Annotated in this window: 15 protein-coding genes; 8 read left to right on the top strand and 7 right to left on the bottom strand. The window is 31.9% G+C overall.

The genetic code is table 11. The features are described from left to right. Positions 1-272: 272 nt before the first annotated feature. The 3 genes from cas2 to cas9 are packed head-to-tail and all read right to left on the bottom strand — an operon-like array spanning position 273 to position 5655. Positions 273-611 carry a CRISPR-associated endonuclease Cas2 gene (gene cas2 / locus Q4548_RS15230; protein WP_303456445.1) on the bottom strand — a complete coding sequence of 113 codons (339 nt, stop codon included), beginning with the start codon at positions 609-611 and terminating at the stop codon, positions 273-275. 2 nt (positions 612-613) lie between these two features. After that, on the bottom strand, positions 614-1501 hold the full coding sequence (cas1, locus tag Q4548_RS15225) for a type II CRISPR-associated endonuclease Cas1 (RefSeq protein WP_303456442.1): 888 nt from the start codon (positions 1499-1501) through the stop codon (positions 614-616). A gap of 11 nt (positions 1502-1512) precedes the next feature. Continuing rightward, positions 1513-5655, bottom strand: coding sequence for a type II CRISPR RNA-guided endonuclease Cas9 (gene cas9, locus Q4548_RS15220; RefSeq protein ID WP_303456440.1), 4143 nt, complete (start codon positions 5653-5655; stop codon positions 1513-1515). A 577-nt stretch (positions 5656-6232) separates the two neighbouring features. Here cas9 and Q4548_RS15215 point away from each other — a divergent pair. Both Q4548_RS15215 and Q4548_RS15210 read left to right on the top strand, forming a co-directional pair. Next, positions 6233-7339 carry an MBL fold metallo-hydrolase gene (locus Q4548_RS15215; RefSeq protein ID WP_303456438.1) on the top strand — a complete coding sequence of 369 codons (1107 nt, stop codon included), beginning with the start codon at positions 6233-6235 and terminating at the stop codon, positions 7337-7339. Between the two features lie 6 nt (positions 7340-7345). Further along, the gene (locus Q4548_RS15210) at positions 7346-8260 is read left to right on the top strand and encodes an AraC family transcriptional regulator (protein ID WP_303456436.1); all 915 of its coding nucleotides are present in this window, start codon (positions 7346-7348) and stop codon (positions 8258-8260) included. 3 nt (positions 8261-8263) lie between these two features. Here Q4548_RS15210 and Q4548_RS15205 read toward each other — a convergent pair whose 3' ends face one another. The 4 genes from Q4548_RS15205 to msrA all read right to left on the bottom strand — a co-directional run bounded on the left by Q4548_RS15205 (position 8264) and on the right by msrA (position 11841). Further along, positions 8264-8947 (bottom strand): TrkA family potassium uptake protein, encoded by a 684-nt coding sequence (locus Q4548_RS15205; protein WP_303456435.1) that lies wholly within the window; start codon positions 8945-8947, stop codon positions 8264-8266. A 6-nt stretch (positions 8948-8953) separates the two neighbouring features. Further along, the gene (locus Q4548_RS15200) at positions 8954-10723 is read right to left on the bottom strand and encodes a TrkH family potassium uptake protein (protein ID WP_303456433.1); all 1770 of its coding nucleotides are present in this window, start codon (positions 10721-10723) and stop codon (positions 8954-8956) included. 56 nt (positions 10724-10779) lie between these two features. After that, positions 10780-11076, bottom strand: a complete 297-nt coding sequence (locus Q4548_RS15195) for a phosphoribosylpyrophosphate synthetase (RefSeq protein WP_303456430.1) — start codon at positions 11074-11076, stop codon at positions 10780-10782. Positions 11077-11250: 174 nt separating this feature from the next. Then, positions 11251-11841, bottom strand: coding sequence for a peptide-methionine (S)-S-oxide reductase MsrA (msrA, locus tag Q4548_RS15190; RefSeq protein WP_303456428.1), 591 nt, complete (start codon positions 11839-11841; stop codon positions 11251-11253). A 212-nt stretch (positions 11842-12053) separates the two neighbouring features. Here msrA and Q4548_RS15185 point away from each other — a divergent pair, with 212 nt between their 5' ends. The 6 genes from Q4548_RS15185 (at position 12054) to bshC (ending at position 16666) form a co-directional block, all read left to right on the top strand. Next, positions 12054-12695 (top strand): peroxiredoxin, encoded by a 642-nt coding sequence (locus Q4548_RS15185; protein WP_303456426.1) that lies wholly within the window; start codon positions 12054-12056, stop codon positions 12693-12695. A 158-nt stretch (positions 12696-12853) separates the two neighbouring features. Then, positions 12854-13165, top strand: a complete 312-nt coding sequence (locus tag Q4548_RS15180) for a co-chaperone YbbN (protein ID WP_303456424.1) — start codon at positions 12854-12856, stop codon at positions 13163-13165. Further along, positions 13146-13403: a DUF6952 family protein gene (locus Q4548_RS15175; RefSeq protein WP_303456422.1), complete on the top strand. Its 258-nt coding sequence runs from the start codon at positions 13146-13148 to the stop codon at positions 13401-13403. The genes Q4548_RS15180 and Q4548_RS15175 overlap by 20 nt, the downstream gene beginning before the upstream one ends. Before the next feature lie 3 nt (positions 13404-13406). Further along, on the top strand, positions 13407-14135 hold the full coding sequence (locus tag Q4548_RS15170) for a diphthine--ammonia ligase (RefSeq protein ID WP_303456420.1): 729 nt from the start codon (positions 13407-13409) through the stop codon (positions 14133-14135). 55 nt (positions 14136-14190) lie between these two features. Then, positions 14191-14946, top strand: coding sequence for a hypothetical protein (locus Q4548_RS15165; RefSeq protein WP_303456418.1), 756 nt, complete (start codon positions 14191-14193; stop codon positions 14944-14946). A gap of 115 nt (positions 14947-15061) precedes the next feature. Then, complete coding sequence (bshC, locus tag Q4548_RS15160) at positions 15062-16666, top strand: bacillithiol biosynthesis cysteine-adding enzyme BshC (RefSeq protein WP_303456416.1); 1605 nt, start codon at positions 15062-15064, stop codon at positions 16664-16666. Positions 16667-16989: the final 323 nt, after the last annotated feature.

Below are 16989 nucleotides of genomic sequence, written 5' to 3'. Positions count from 1 at the left end.
ATTTCTTGTATTTCATATCTCAAATTTATCTATTTGAAATTTAAAATATCACTCCGAATTTATTGGGGGCTAAAATATCGTGAATGTTTAAACCTAAGTTTTTCAATTCTATGTTTGGTGTTCGAGCGAAGTCGAGAACTATTTACGTGTTGCGCGTCTGTGTTTTATTCTGTATAATTAAGTTTTTCTAATCTCGATACTGCTAGATGACCTTTCAACTGATTTAATGTTTTTTGTGAGGTTTTCTTCTCGACTTCGCTCGAAGACCATTGTTAAAAAAGCTCTAATTGTTGGGTTGTACTTGGTAAGTCTGTTTGTTTTTTACCATGAAACAATTCCATATTTCCAAATTGCTTGTCTGTAACGCATAAGATTCCTATTTTACCATGCTTGGGTAAGGCATTTTTAACACGTTTGATGTGTACATTGGCATTTTCCCTACTAGGACAATTACGTAAATAGATGGAGAATTGAAACATATCAAATCCATCTCTAATTAAATCTTTACGAAATAAATTAGCTGCTCTTCGTTCTACTTTTGTTTCGGTAGGCAAATCAAAAAACACCAATACCCACATAATTCTATAAGCGTTAAATCTGTCTTGTGACATGGTTAATCTAATTCAGGATATTTAATGGTTCGTAATTCTCCTGTATAACATTTGTACAAAGAGGCTGTTGTAGTAGTTACTGCTACTAGTAAAGGCCTTTGTTGTCCATCTATCCAAACATCTTGTGTCGCAATACCTAATAAATAGGCTTTTACTTCTTTGGTTAATTCGTCAGTATCTCCATAATTATTAACATGGTTTACCACCATTTTATCTACAAAAGGTCTGTAAGGCTCCATGATATCATCTGCTAAGCAATAAGGGTTGTATTTGTTTTTATGAAACAAGCCTAATACAGGTAGCAGTCCTGAACTTACCAAAGCTCTAGCAACAATGCTTCGCAAAATAGCATAGCCAAAATTTAGGAGTGTATTGGGAGCATCGCCAAAACGATTACGTTGAAATTCTGGAAACAAATGTTTCCAATAATACTGTGCCGCTTTTCCTTCAGTATTAGTAGTATCTCCACTTTTGGTAGCGGTTCTATATTCCTCCATAGGCTCATGGACTCGGTTGTTGAGTTTTAGTAAAGCTTCTTGGTTTTTAATTTTTTGTTGAATGGTTTGCTTCCATAATTGTTTTTTTAAAGGTTCACTAACATCCAGTTGATATTTAACACGTTCGGAATGTTCACTATGTCCGTAAAGCGGTAAAGTAATTCCAAAAGGCAAGTGGTGTGCATCGCAGGTTACAATACACACTCCATTTCCTTGTAAGCTATTGATGACTTGGGTACTGATGGTAATTTGATAATGATCTAAGATCAACAACGCTATGTCTTCTATAGGGACAGACCCTTTGACTTCTCCTAAAGGTTCTTGCACCAACAATTGTTGATGTTTTAGTTTGAGGTGGGCTGGGTTTCCTATGTAGATGGTTCTTTTGATCATAACATATAATTTTAATACTCTCCTACTTGAACTATATTACCTAAGTGATTGGTTCTAACTTTAATTAACTCTTTTAATGCATTACAATTTCTAATTCTTTTATAAGTGAATTCTATATTGTTAGTAACAGTAGTTTCTAAGTGATTTCTAAAAAAGTAGTCTTTAGTAGAGATACTTTGCACTCTAAAAAGATGTGGGCTAATCAAATGATAGTTGTTTGTGTCTAATAAATCTATTTCTTTGGGGTTGAAATCATCTGTTGGAAAAATAAATAGTTCATTTTGCTTTAGTGTGAATAAAAATTCCCAACCTTTGTCTTTGTTGTAATTTTTATTCACTATAGGCAGATTTTGATTGACTTTAGCAATCGCATCAAACAGAGAAACTATTTGTTCTTGTAGCTTTCCTTTTTCATCTTTGTAAATAGCCACATGATGATTATTTCCTGTACTTACAAAATCTACTGCTTGTGTATTACCCTTAGCATCTAAAATAAGATTACCCAAATGGTCTTTTTTATCATGTAAAGATTCTACGTTGGCAACTCCAGAAATGGTAACTCTTTTGATAGCGATTCCCTTTTCTTTATTTAACCAAATAGGGTTAGTATCTAAGTTAGAGAAAGCAGCTTTTTTATCACCATTAAAAGTTTCTACTCTTTTGTATAAAAGTTCTTTTACTTTAGCATCTAGTACCTTTTCTATTTTTAAATCAGGGCTTATTTCTTTACGAATGGTATATACATTTTCATATTTTTTAGTGGTAATCAATAAAGGCATTTCTTTACCATTTGCTAAAAATAAGGGAGTTTTACTAAGCGCATTTTTACCACTAAAAGCCTTTTTAGGATCATTGTTAAATTCAGTTATTCTTTTTAGTAATAAAGCTCTGTATTCTGGTTGTGTAACTGTGTTGATTTTATCAACAGTAAAGGCTGTACCAATTTTCTCTTGTTTTACTATTTCTTTTTTAGAACGTCCGTAAACTGTTTCTTTATGCAATTGCCCTCTAGGAGTTTTAGCTTTTTGAATATTATAACCTCCTTCTTTTTTAGTTTTATTTATATTTTTTGTTGCTACTTTGTTTTTAGTTTTAAAAGAGATTAAAATACTTTCTATGTGTTTTTTAGCTTCTGTTCTAAAGTTAGGCATAGGTTGTGAAAATATTCTTTTCCCTTTATCATTCTTGCTTGTGACAAGTTGTTGTATTGAATATATAGGGCTCGTTTCGTTATTTTTAGCCTTTAGGTTATTAATATATTGAATATGATTGTGTGTTGTGAAAGCTACTGCTAAAGCATCCATAGCATGGTGTCTATGGTCGTTTCGTTTGGTCCAATCTATAATTTGTTCAACTTTATTTCCATTTTTTCGTTCTTCTAAAACAGTTAAACCAAGTTCTCTGTATTTAGGAAGATTTAATTCTTTCATTACATTAATTAAATCCCAGTCTTCTCTTAGTTTGTCTGTAATACTACCTGTGGTAGGAACTACATTTCTAACGACCTCATGCAACATATTTTTCGCTTTCTTAGCAATGTATTGCGTATTTTTTAAATCTCTTTCAATAAATCCATCGGGTAAATTACTTTCTTTCATTAAAAGTTTGGTATATTTTCCCTTGGAAATCACACCACTATCGTACAAAGTTTTTACTCTTAAAACATAATTTTCTAAATCATTATTGTATTTGTCTTCCATGAAATCGTAAGAAGTCATGTCTGATTTTATAAGATTCACCGTTCTAAATGCTAATGTTTTGTTAGAAAAAGAATCATCAAACAATTTGGCTTTTGGTATAATGTGTTCTATATCTATTTCTTTAGAAAACAATTTTTGTGGTGCTATATATTGATTGGTGTATAATGTTTTGTAACCATTTGTTTCTAACTCTTGATACAAACGATATTTAACCACATCATTTTTAGTAGGATTTTTAATATTAAAAGGTGCTTTTTGTAAAATCTTTTTGTATTCTTGATTTCTTTTTGTTGCTAATGCAATTCCAGAAGTCATTTCTTTTCGTTGCTTTGCCGATTTTTTTAACTCTCTAGCTAGTTCAATTCTAATTTCATCAGGTTTTCCATAGGTATCAATAATTTGATTGACAACATTTACCAATTGATTTAAAATCTTTTCTACAACAGGATTTCTTAAACTGTTTTTAGGTAACAGTTCTAGTTTTACTTTTAACTCTCTCTTTAAATTTTCTTCTTGGGTAATACTGTTAGAGTGATTATAACCAGCCAACGTACAAGCTTGTGAATATTCATTTCCATCTTGTAAGTGAGGAATAATTTTTCGGATAGCCTTAGTACTTAGGTTTCCATAATCTGACTGTAAACTAATATTAGCAAATAGAGAAGTATACTTTACAGGAATCCCAAATTTTAAATGAAGTTTCTTTTTAAGGTTTACAGCTGTTTTACCATAGATAGCCTCATCTACTTTGCTAATCTTTGAATCATCTTCGGCTGAGTATAACAAATGCCATAATTGATAGGAAAGTTGTTGTTCAAAGTTATCATCATTAATGTCAAAATCTAAAATATTAGGATTGATTCCTATGATTGGTAATGTAGCCTTTAATTCTTCTTTTATTTCAAAGGCATTTTTTTTGTTCCAATCAAAACCATGCCCTTCGTTTTCAGAAATTTGTTGTAGTACATTATAAATAGCTTGATTGGTGTTGTTCCCTTCAATATCAGTAAAATTACATTTCCAATCTTTAGTATTTAATTTTAAGAGTTTAAATACACTATTGGCTTTTAGAGTACCTCTAAGATTTAACTCCTCAAATAACAGTTTTTTAGATTCTAAGGGTAGTATTTCTTCAGGAAACTCTTGATTAAAAAGGTCTGTTGTGGTTTCTTTTTTAGGTGTAAAACTAAGATTATTTAGTACTTGCCATATTTTGTATTCTTGGAACACAGGAGATGATTTAGGAACAACTCGTGGACCTATGGTTTTCTTTTTGCTACTGTCCCCAATAGCAACTTCAATTGTTTTTTGTTCAAACTCACAAATGCTAATCAATCCTTTTTGTGATTTTAATTTTCGTTGATAAAAAATAATAACATCTCTTATTTCTTCTTTTAGCTCAATTGTTAATTCAGAGTGGAATTTGGCTTGTGTTTCCCAAACTTGTTCAAATTCATCTAAATAATCTTGTCTATAAAACACTTGGTTTTTTAAACTTGTATGTGGGTCTTTTTCTATTTGTTTATATAAATATTGGCCTACAGTTATTTTATTAAAATATAGTTTTTTACTTCTATCTCCAATAGCTCCTAAATAACCACTGGATTTATTTAAATCATTGTTTATTTCCTGCAATACAATGGCTAACGTTTCTAAATCAACTTTATTTTTTAAGGATTCGCTTCTCCATTTATATTTTTCTAATCTTTTCTCAGTAGCATTACCTTTTTGAGTAATTCCTTTGATGTCAAAAGGTTCTTTACAAATAGCCCATGTTTGGTTTTTATTTTTTCCTTCTAAACTCTGAAAAAGTTCATCAGTCAAAATCTCAGGATAAAATTCTTTTTGAAAATTCCATATTTCTAGAAACTCATTTTTTAAATCTGATTGATAAAAGTCTGGGATATAATTTTTATCTTCTAATAGAAGTTGATAAACATATTGTCCAGGAGTATAATTGTTCTCATACAATTCTTTAGCAACAGACATTCCATCAATCAAAGTTCCTTCTTCCTCATTTTTTGCCTTTCTACTACTTTTATATCCTCTCTTTTTATTGATGGACAAAAGAATTCTAGCAAACTCTTCTTTTGCAACTTTTTCTTTAGCTGCTTTATTTCTAAGGTATAAAGTTTCGTAGGTAGAATTACTTCCTATTTCTGTTAAAATAGTGTCAGAATTTATGATATTGTACTTAATTAAAATTTCAATTAAATTCTTTCTTCTCAATTTAAAGCGTTGTAAACTTCTACGAGCACCTCTTTTAAGAGTTCTGTCTGCATTTACAGATAAAGGGTTTCCTTTTTCAAAATCTGTAATTTCATCTGTACTTAGAGGATTTACCCTAACTCCAAGTTTTATTATTTTAGATGTTTCATTTTCTTTTTCAGCTTCATGTACCAAAGCCCAACCAATAGAGGTGGTTCCTAAGTCTAATCCTAGTATTTTTTTCATATTTAAATTGACGTATTATTCTGATATTTATAGTAAATAAGAGATAATTTTAATTTTTAAGTAAAGGTGTTCTTTTAGCAATTTTAAAAGATAGAATTAAATGTAGTGATTTATGTTAATATTTACCAAATCTTTTTATATTAGCAATACAATTTGAAATCAATTCACAATAAGGATTATTCCGTTGTGAAAACATTTAAAACGGCAACTTCGGTTGTCGTTTTTTTATACTAATTGTAAACATATAAATGACTTGTTTGTATGGAGTTCTAAGTTTTTTCATCTCGACTGCGCTAGATGGCCTTTTAGTTCTGAGTTTTTCATCTTGACTTTACTTCGACTGAGTTCTGCAACCACGCTCGATGACCTTTTGGTTAAGTAAACCGTGATTCGTTCTATAATTATGCAAAAAGGATTCAACTATCAGCAATTAGGATACATTTTCACAACTACATTTGTGATAGTTTTGTTGTAATATTGATAGTGTTTAAAAAATGAGAAGGTTTTTTTGATACATCAATTCAACATTGTAAAGAGATTCTTTTATAACATGATGAAAAATATATTAAAAAAAATAATGATTACAATTTTTGCTATTATAGGTGTATTGATCCTAGTTTACATACTGTTTATCAATTTTACTCCGAGTTTAGGAGGTGACGTTTCTGAAGAACAACAGAAAATATACCAAGCTTCTCATCAATATAAAGATGGGAAATTTAACAATACCAATCTGGTTCCTAAAAAATTGAGTTTTTCTGAAAATATAAAATTGATGTATACTTTTTTTACCACAAAAGTTCCTAAGGATAGACCTATGGAAGACTTAAAAGTAAAAAAGTTATCTGCTGATGAGGTAGCCCATTACAAAGGAGCTGCAAGATTGGTTTGGTTTGGACATTCTGCTTTTTTATTGCAAATGGATGGACAAAATATATTGATAGATCCTATGTTTGGAAAAGTTGCTGCTCCACATCCGTTGTTGGGAGGAAATAGATTTAACACCGAATTTCCGTTAACTATTGAAGAGTTGCCAGAAATAGATGCCATTATTTTTTCTCACGATCATTACGATCATTTGGATTACGAGTCTGTGATGAAATTAAAAGACAAAACCAATCAGTTTTTTGTGCCTCTTGGAGTGGGGACTCATTTAACGGCTTGGGGAATTGCTAAAGATAAAATTACGGAAATGGATTGGTGGCAAGAAACTACGTTTAAAGACATCACTTTGGTCTGTACTCCCGCACAGCATTTTTCGGGTAGAAAGTTGAACAATGGTCAAAGTACGTTGTGGAGTTCTTGGGTGATACAATCTAAAGATGAAAATTTGTTTTTTAGTGGAGATAGTGGTTATGCTACTCATTTTACAGAAATAGGTAATAAATACGGTCCTTTTGACTTGGCTTTGATGGAATGTGGGCAATACAACAAAATGTGGTCTGACATACACATGATGCCCGAGGAAACAGCACAAGCAGGAATAGATGTACAAACAAAAAGAATCATGCCTATTCACTGGGGAGGATTTAAGTTGGCATTGCATAGTTGGACAGATCCTGTAGAACGTTTACAATCTAAAGCAGAGGGATTGAATTTACAAGTAATTACTCCTAAAATAGGAGAGCAGTTTTTTGTGAAAGATTCCATTACAAATTACACGCATTGGTGGGAAAAATTATAAACAATTATGAAAGAAATCATCTACATTGATAGCATAACAAAACTCCACGAATTTTTTGGAATGGAAAAACCCAAACATCCGTTAATTACAGTGATGAGAGTAGCCAATAAGTTAGAAGAGATAGAGCTGGAGAAGTTTAGATATTCTTTAGGTTTGTATCATATCAGTTTAAAAGATACTTGTCCGTTTACCATTTCTAATTACGGAAGAAATTCCTATGATTTTGAAGAAGGTTCTATGATGTTTATGGCTCCCAATCAGATACTAGAATTTGAAAAACAACAAGTAAATAAACAAGATACAGGATGGAGCATTGTATTTCATCCAGATTTGATCAGGAAATCAGAGTTAGGAAAAAGAATAGATCAGTATTCGTTTTTTTCTTATGCCTCTAACGAAGCTTTGCATTTGTCTGATGATGAAAGAATTGTTGCTACAGAAATTCTTCATAAAATAGAAAGAGAATTTAACAGTAATATTGATGCTCATAGTCAAACCATCATTATTTCTAATTTAGAATTGTTGCTTAATTACTGTGTGCGTTTTTATGACAGACAGTTTTATACCCGTACCAATTTGAACAAAGACATAGCAAGTCAGTTTGAACAATTGTTAAAGGAATATTATCAGAACAATAAACAACTAAGTTTAGGAATTCCTATGGTACAATACTGTGGAGAAATGATGAAGATGTCTCCTAAATATTTAAGTGATTTGTTAAGAAAAGAAACAGGAAAAGGTACGCAAGAACACATCCATCAATACATTATAGAAAAAGCTAAGAATAAGCTGTTAAACTCTAAAGAAAGTGCGAGTGAAATAGCCTATTCCTTAGGATTTGAGTACCCACAATATTTTAGCAAAATGTTTAAAAAGAAAACAAGTTTAAGCCCCAAAGAGTTTAGGCAGAGCTTGAATTAAAAATTATTGTTTTAAGAAACGCTGAATGTCTTTGTTGGCTCCATAAACTACCAAAATGTCTCCTTCGTATAAAATGTCGTGAGGATTTGCCAACCCTTTTACGGTAGAAACATTTCTTTTTTTACCAATGGCAGTGTTTACTTCGCTATGAGAAATGGTGGTTAAGACCAGCAAGTTGTATTTTTCTTTGATCTGAATTTCTAAAATACTTTTTCCGTTGTATTTCTCGGGCATGTTTACTTGTACTATGCTATAGTTTCTATCCAATTCATAAGAATTTACAAGACCTTTTAGGCATAGTTTTTTTGCCCAACGTTCAGCAGATTCTTCCTCTGGCAAAACAATTTCATCCACTCCAATGGCTTGTAGTACTCTTTTGTGAATGTGGTTTGTAGCTTTGCTAATCAACCTTTTTACTTTCAAACTTTTAAACAAAGCGGTTGCCATTACGTTTGTTCCTTGGTTTTCACCAATAGCCACCACTACCACATCTGTATCTTTTAAAGGCAGTCCTGTAACAGTATATTCGTCCGTAGCATCCATACAAATGGTGTGTGTAATTCGTTCTTTGTAAGCATCTACTTTAGCCATGTCAGTATCTATACCGATGACTTCATTTCCTTGTTCGGTCAACTTTTCAGCCAACGATGATCCAAAGTTTCCAAGACCAATTATAATATATTTCATAAGATGTTAGTTAATGGTGATTTCTTCGGTAGGATATCTATAATTTTTGTGTTTTACTTTTTTGAACACTGCTATGATGATAGACAACATGCTTACCCTACCGATAAACATAATGACGATGATGACAAATTTACTAGAAACGCTCAAGCTTGAGGTGATTCCCAAACTTAAACCGACGGTACTGTACGCGGAAAAACATTCAAAAGCAATGTCTATGAGTTTTATTTGTGGATCGAATTCTGAAACGGCAAAAATTCCAATTCCTATAACAATCAACGACAAAGAGATTACAGCAAAAGCCCTGCGGATAGAAACATTGGCAATTTCTCTTCGGTAAATTTCAATTCTAGACTTTCCTTTTGCTAGGCTGAGAAAATTAAGGATTGCAATGGCAAAGGTGTTGGTTTTAATACCACCCCCTGTAGATGCCGGTGAAGCCCCAATCCACATTAATAATATAATCAATAAAACAGATGACATTTGCAAAGCCCCCATGTCTATAGTGTTAAAACCCGAGGTTCTAGGAGTGGTGGCAGCAAACAAAGAGGTGACAAATTTACCCACCATCCCTTTTTGATCGGATAAAATATAATGGTACTCGTTCATAAAAAACAAAAGTGTACCTGCAATGGTTAACGCTGTTGTGGTGATGAGTGCAATTCTACTGTTGATATTCAGTACCCAGGGTCTGTATGCTGTTTGTCTTTTTCTTCTGAAAACTCTGCTTAGAAAAAAGTATTTGGTGTATTTTACAAGGTTCACTACAATAGGAAACCCTAATCCACCCAACATAAAGATGCAGATAATTACAAATTGTAAAGTGTAATTGAATCTAAATTCAGTTTCATACAAACTATTGGATAACGTAGAGAAACCAGCATTACAAAAAGCGGAAACAGAGTGGAAGGCAGCAAAAAACAAGTGTTCAAAAAAGGAATCGAATAGTTTTCTGTCTAAGCTGGTGTAAATTAAAAGCGCTCCTAAAGATTCTATGATGAAGGTGATGAATAGAATTCCTTTTAAAGTATTAAAAACTTCACTCATTTTTTGAGAATTGGTCATGTCTCCCAAAACCAATTGATTCTCATAAGTAGATCCGTCTTTAAAAAAATAGCTAAAATAGCTGGCAAAGGTTAAAATTCCCAATCCACCAATTTGAATCATGATAATAATGACTGTTTGTCCAAATTGTGTAAAAAAAGTTCCAGTATCTACCACAACAAGTCCCGTTACACATACAGCACTAGTTGCAGTAAACAAAGCATCTAAAAAAGAAATGTGTGTGTAGGTTGCGTTAGGAAGCATGAGTAAAAAAGAACCTAAAAGAATAAGCATTAAGAAACTGACAATGAATAATTGTGCAGGGTTTAAAAATGTTCTTTTGTAGGTTACTTTTCGTTCTGCAAATTCCCTAATAAAAGTTAGAATAATGGCTAGTTTTACCCAAATATCATCGTAAAAAATAGATAATTTTTCGTGAGATTGCTCAGAAAAAAAGTGCAAGTACACAATGCTAAGAATGACAATGATACTAAGAGCATCAAAAACAATTACTTTACGTTTTAAAACTTTGTTTTGTTTTAAATATCGGATTGCTGTGGCAACCAACCCCATGGTAAGGACTATAAAATAGACCAAGTTTACAGTTGTCTGTAGGTTTTTAGATTTGTTAAAACCAAAATCTAAGACAAACACGAGTAACCCAAAAAGACTGAGTAAAAAAGTGATTCTGTAGATAAGGTTGTGATTGATACTATTTAGTAGTCTGCTTTTCAAACCATTTGTTTAAAGTAGATGATAAAAGTAACATGGTTTCCTTATATAACAAAGATTTATTTAATCTGTTTTATCAATTCTCTATTGTGGTTGTTTTCAGAACTATAAGACATGGTTAAAGTTCCTTGGGTTCCATCGTTGGCAGAAATAGCAAACAATTCTGTTTCGTCAGCAGGGTTGGTCATCCCATCAAATCTAAAAGTTTGGTCAATTTTTAAATCTTTAGGATTGTATTCTTTTTTGGCATAAAGGGCTTTGATGTAATTTTCTTCGGCAGAAAAACTATCGGTATAGCCTTCTTTTGTCAATTGATTCATTGCTTGAGACAAGGTGTCGTAATCTGTATTTTTCATGGTGATTTTTGATTTAAATGTTTGAACCCTTAAGTTACAGAAAATTGATTGCAATGACAAATCTTAAGATCGAGATAGTGTTTGTTGTTTGGTTTTTAACGTTTTGTATATCCTTGTGTACAGAGTTGTTGCTAAACTATTTGTTTGCCAATAATTACAATTGTATAGATTTTATTAATGCTTGGTATTTTTATAGTTTTCTTGAAACCTTTTTAACCTAGGAATAGAGACTGCTTTGATGTACGAATTGTCTGGATTTCTTTTTTCAAAATCTTGATGGTAATCTTCTGCAGGATAAAATTTGTCAATTTGTTGAATTTCAGTAACTGCTTTGCCTTGATAACGTGTATTGATGTCTGTAAATTTGGCTTTCGCTATTTCTCTTTCATCAGTATTGTTATAAAAAATTATGGATCTGTAGTTGTGACCAAAATCAGGGTTTTGCCCTACGGTGGTAGGATCTTGTGAGGCATAAAAAACATCAATCAATGCCGCATAGCTAATCAATTTAGGATTGTAATAAACAGCTACCGTTTCTGCGTGTCCTGTTTTTTTAATGGTTCTATAGGTTGGATTTTTAACCGTACTGCCTGCATAACCAGAAATGGCTTCTTCTACTCCCGAAACACTTTCGTAAATGGCCTCTACACACCAAAAACATCCGCTGGCAAAATAGGCAACTTTTAATTTAGGGTTGGTAGGAGCTTTTGTTGTTTGGGCAAACAAAGTAGTGGTAAAAAGTACAATGGTGATAAAAAGTCTCATTTTTTAAATTTAAGTCGAAATATAAAAGGTGAAATTACAAAATAGCTGAAAGAGAGGGTGTCTATAACTAATTATGATGAATATTTTTTTGCTATCAATAAAATTGATGTTGATATAAAAACAATAGATTGAAATCCGCTTGTTTAATCCAACATTGCCCTTAAATTTGTCATAGAATAATGAAATAAATTAATCAAATAAAAACAAATATTATGGCTACAGCAGTAGGGAAAAAATTTCCAAATTTATCAGTTGATGCAATGAATGAATTAGGAGATACTTTTAAAATCAATATTTTAGAAGAAGCTCAAAAAGACAAGAAGAAAGTATTGTTATTCTGGTATCCAAAAGATTTTACTTTTGTTTGTCCTACAGAATTGCACGCTTTTCAAGCAGCTTTAGGTGAGTTTGAAAAAAGAAACACTATTGTAATTGGTGCTTCATGTGATACACCAGAAGTACACTTTGCTTGGTTAAGTACTGCAAAAGACAACGGAGGAATTGAAGGAGTAACGTACCCATTGTTGGCAGATTCTAACCGTAACTTGTCTGATATTTTAGGAATTTTAGATGTTACAGATGAAACTTATAACGAAGAAACAGGAACTTACATTAAAGAAGGAGACAACGTAACTTACCGTGCTACTTATTTAATTGACGAAGAAGGAACTGTATTCCACGAAGGAATCAACCACATGCCAGTTGGACGTAACGTAAACGAATTTTTAAGATTGATTGATGCTTATGCACACGTACAATCTCATGGAGAAGTTTGTCCAGCAAACTGGGAAGAAGGAAAAGAAGCGATGTCTCCAAACGCAAAAGGAACAGCAGCTTATTTAGCTAAAAACTAAATTCTAGTACAAGAATTGTGAAGCGTTTTTAATAAAACTCTCAATTTTTAAGACTATAAAGTATGAATAAAAACCAGATGTTTAAAGTTGATGAAATCAATCATCTGGTTTTTTTTACACGTATCATTTAACAATTTTATATATAAAATTAAAATACAATGAGAGAATTAACAACAGATACACTTCAGGAAGAAGTGAACAATAACGAATTGGTATTTGTACAATATTCTGCAGGATGGTGTGGGAATTGTAGAATTATGAAACCAAAATTCAAAAAGTTTTCTACAGAAGTAGAAGGAGCAGCGTTTTTAGTAGTGGATGCAGAAAACAATCCAGAATCTAGAAAGTTAGCAGATGTAAGCAATCTACCCACTTTTGCAGTTTTTAAAAATGGAACATTGTTAAATCAAGTACAAACAAATAAAGCAGACGTTTTAAAATCTTTTATCGATGAAGCTACCCATAATTAAACACATGACTCAGTTTATTGCTGAGAACGATGTAGATTACGTACACGAAACCATAGAGACTTTGGAAGCGCTTACAGAAGTTAGCTCTTTAAAAGATGAGGAATTAGACGTAATAGGAGAAATTATTTCTAATTTGTACGGTGCTGTTGAGGTTGATAAAGAAGTTAAAAAAGGAGTGCCTCAAAAAGAAGCTTTGAATGGTTTTATGAAACGTGTTTTAGGTTCCATAGATAAATAACATATGATCAAAGCCTATTTTAATTGGAGCTCTGGAAAGGACTCGTCTTTAGCATTGTATAAAACACAGAATCAATCTGACTTTCAGGTTGATTTTTTGTTGACCAATATGAACAAAGATGTCAACCGAGTTTCTATGCACGGATTGCGTGAAGAGTTGTTAGAGGCTCAAGCCAAGTCCATAGGAATTCCTTTGCGTAAAATTGAGTTCTCTGGAAATGTAACTATGAAAGCGTACGATGCAATCATGAAAAAATCTATGAAAACGATAATAGATGAAGGTTATGAACATTGTTTTTTTGGCGATATCTTTTTAGAAGATTTGAAAGCTTATCGAGATGCGAAATTGTCCGAAGTAGGAATTTCTGGTTTGTATCCGTTGTGGAAACAAGACACCAAAACCTTGTTGCAAGAGTTTTTAGATTTGGGTTTTAAAGCCATCACGGTTTGTGTAAATGCTCAGTATTTGGACAAAAGTTTTGTAGGTAGAATTATAGACGAGCAGTTTGTAAAAGATTTGCCAGAAAATGTAGATGTTTGTGGTGAAAATGGAGAATTCCATACGTTTGTTTTTGATGGGCCAATTTTTAAAACTCCAGTTTTGTTTGAAACAGGTGAAAAAGTGCACAAAACGTACCAACCTTCTGAAAATGATGATGACAATTGTTTTCAAAAAGACACCAAAACAGATTGGGATACTGGTTTTTGGTATTGTGATTTAATTCCTAGTTAAAAGCAGAGCTTTTCTTACATTTACGAATCTGTAAAACGTTTAAACAAATTTGTAAATGCTTCGTATCTTATCCGTTGAGAAAAAAGATTTGAGTAGAATAATATCAATCTTTAATAGAGAAATAGGACGTTTTGTACTGTTTGTATTTGTCTTGTTTTTTGATAGTATTTATTTTTCAGAACACGTTACTCCGTCTCAAATTCCTATAAATATTTTAATGCTGTTGGGGTTTCTAAAAATGTATTTTAGATCTACACCTAGAGTTAAAGAATCTATGATTTATGCTGTATTCATTGGTTTTTTAGGAGAGCATTTTTTTTCTAGAGGTTTGGATATGTACACGTATCGTTTGGAAAATGTTCCTTTGTATGTGCCTTTGGGGCATGCAGCACTTTATGGTAGAATTTTTATGTTTAGCAAGGCATCGGTGGTGAAAAAAAATCATAAAAGTGTAGAGCAGGTTTTTGCTATTTTTATAGCGTTGTTGTCTACGGTCTACCTTGTTTTTTTTAAAGATGTTTTTGGTTTTGTCATGACTCTCTGTGTGTTTTTATTGCTATGGAAAAGACCCAAACATAGATTGTTCTTTTTTTCTATGTACTTATTAGTCGCGGCCTTAGAAATAGGAGGAACCGCTTTTGGATGTTGGAAATGGCCAGACACTGCCTTTGGTATGTTTTCTTTTTTACCGAGTAACAATCCGCCTAGTGGAATTAGTTTGTTTTATTTTTTATTAGATATTAGCTGTTTTTATTTGTACACGCTAAGAAATAAAAGGGCCTGGACTCGTTTAAAAAATATTCGGCAGTAAATTTGCTTGCATTTTAAGAAATCAGAATGATAATTGCTGAATGTATTTTGATCTCTTTGTAAATTTGTAATTCAGTAAAAATTTTACGACCTATATTTCTACTACATAAAATACTATGGAAAGCCTACAAATACCTTATAAAAACACTGGATATTTTTCTAAAATAATACTTGATTATTTGGCACAAAAAGAAACTATTCAACCCTTCTACAACCGTTTTCCTTCAATTGATAATTTTGAAGCTCAGATTCAAGAAAAAGGAGCTTCTTATTCATCAGAAAGCAGAAAAATACTAGCCAATGCTTTAGAACAACAATATGTTGGATTAAAGACAAGTGTGTTGACTCAAGAACACATAAACACGTTGGTTTTGCCCAATACATTTACCATAACTACAGGACATCAACTAAATTTGTTTTCAGGCCCTTTGTATTTTTTGTACAAAATTATTTCTGTAATCAATTTGTGTAAAAGTTTAAAGGAAAAATATCCAAAACAAAACTTTGTGCCAGTGTATTGGATGGCGTCAGAAGATCATGATTTTGAAGAAATACAGTATTTTAATTCAAAAGGGAAAAAAATATCTTGGAAACGAGAAGCTTCAGGAGCAGTAGGACGTTTGTCTACAGAAGGATTGGATGCTGTTTTTGAACAATTTTCTAGCCAATTGAACTTTGGGAAAAATGCAGAGGAATTAAGAGAGATCTTTAAAAAAGCCTACTTGAAAAATGAAAATTTGACGGATGCATCTCGTTATTTGGTCAATGCTTTGTTTGGAGAATATGGTTTGGTAGTGATTGATGGAGATGATAAAGAATTAAAAGCATTGTTTAAACCGTATGCTTTGCAAGAGTTGGAAGCACAGACGAGTTTTAAAAATGTATCTGAAACCAATTTAAAATTAGAAAAAGAAGGATATAAGATTCAAGTAAATCCTAGAGAGGTAAATTTGTTTTATATTGGAGATCAGTTTAGAGAACGTATTCTTAAAAAAGAGGGTGTTTTTCAAGTAAATGAGACATCATTACAATTCAATTCTCCTTTAGAGGTATTAAAATCTACAGAAAATTCTACAGATGTAATCTCAGGAAACGCTTTGTTGAGACCTTTGTATCAAGAAGTTATTTTGCCCAATTTATGTTATGTTGGAGGAGGAGGTGAGTTGGCTTATTGGATGCAACTAAAAACTACTTTCAAAGCTTTTAAAGTTCCTTTTCCGATGTTGTTACTTAGGAATTCAGCATTGTTGGTTACCGAAAAACAGCAGCAAAAAGCTAGAAAATTACAAGTTGATTTTACGGATTTCTTTTTGACTCAAAATGAACTGATTTCAAAAAAAGTAAAAGAACGTTCGCAAATCAATTTTGACTTTGAAAGCAAACGAAATCAATTGATAACTACTTTTAAAGAATTGGAATTGCTAGCAGCAAAAACAGACAAATCTTTTGTAGGGGCAGTAAAAGCACAAGAAGTAAAGCAGTTAAAAGGATTGAAACATTTGGAAAAAAGATTGTTGAAAGCAGAAAAGAAACAAATGTACGATTTGGTTACACGCATAGAGTTGCTTCAAAATGAGTTATTTCCGAATCAAACTTTAGAAGAGAGACAACGTAATTTTTCAGATTATTATGAAAGTTATGGAAAACCATTTATAGATAAGTTGTTTGCTGTTTTAGATCCTTTAGAAATGCAGTTTAGTGTGGTTTTCTTAAAAAATTAACGTCTATGGTTTTGATGTGAAAGTGAATTGATACACAAGTGTTAGAAGGTTGGTTCTATAAAGATTTATTTGAGTAACTTAGATAAAAAAGAAATGTATGATTTGTGATAAAGCAGCAAAAATCAAGTGTTTAGTTGACAAAAATAAAAAAGTGTTAGAGTTAACTAACACTTTTTTGATGGGTACGAATATTTTCTTTTTCATAGCAAATTCTCCCCAATTTATGTCGTGATATAAATAAAAAACGTAATTTTGCAATTCTTATTTATTTAGGTATTTACGTGCAAATCCCTACAATACAAAGATAGATTTCTAATTAATTA

The sequence above is a fragment of the Wenyingzhuangia sp. 2_MG-2023 genome (genome assembly GCF_030548295.1).
Taxonomy (GTDB): domain Bacteria; phylum Bacteroidota; class Bacteroidia; order Flavobacteriales; family Flavobacteriaceae; genus Wenyingzhuangia.
This window is presented reverse-complemented; position numbering and strand designations above follow the sequence as displayed.

Coding starts and splice junctions, on each gene's coding strand:
- Q4548_RS15210 (WP_303456436.1), top strand. CDS start 7,346: ATGAAAGAAATCATCTACATTGATAGCATAACAAAACTCCACGAATTT.
- Q4548_RS15175 (WP_303456422.1), top strand. CDS start 13,146: ATGAAGCTACCCATAATTAAACACATGACTCAGTTTATTGCTGAGAAC.
- cas1 (WP_303456442.1), bottom strand. CDS start 1,501: ATGATCAAAAGAACCATCTACATAGGAAACCCAGCCCACCTCAAACTA.
- Q4548_RS15185 (WP_303456426.1), top strand. CDS start 12,054: ATGGCTACAGCAGTAGGGAAAAAATTTCCAAATTTATCAGTTGATGCA.
- Q4548_RS15205 (WP_303456435.1), bottom strand. CDS start 8,947: ATGAAATATATTATAATTGGTCTTGGAAACTTTGGATCATCGTTGGCT.
- cas9 (WP_303456440.1), bottom strand. CDS start 5,655: ATGAAAAAAATACTAGGATTAGACTTAGGAACCACCTCTATTGGTTGG.
- Q4548_RS15165 (WP_303456418.1), top strand. CDS start 14,191: ATGCTTCGTATCTTATCCGTTGAGAAAAAAGATTTGAGTAGAATAATA.
- Q4548_RS15180 (WP_303456424.1), top strand. CDS start 12,854: ATGAGAGAATTAACAACAGATACACTTCAGGAAGAAGTGAACAATAAC.
- bshC (WP_303456416.1), top strand. CDS start 15,062: ATGGAAAGCCTACAAATACCTTATAAAAACACTGGATATTTTTCTAAA.
- cas2 (WP_303456445.1), bottom strand. CDS start 611: ATGTCACAAGACAGATTTAACGCTTATAGAATTATGTGGGTATTGGTG.
- msrA (WP_303456428.1), bottom strand. CDS start 11,841: ATGAGACTTTTTATCACCATTGTACTTTTTACCACTACTTTGTTTGCC.
- Q4548_RS15170 (WP_303456420.1), top strand. CDS start 13,407: ATGATCAAAGCCTATTTTAATTGGAGCTCTGGAAAGGACTCGTCTTTA.
- Q4548_RS15195 (WP_303456430.1), bottom strand. CDS start 11,076: ATGAAAAATACAGATTACGACACCTTGTCTCAAGCAATGAATCAATTG.
- Q4548_RS15215 (WP_303456438.1), top strand. CDS start 6,233: ATGATTACAATTTTTGCTATTATAGGTGTATTGATCCTAGTTTACATA.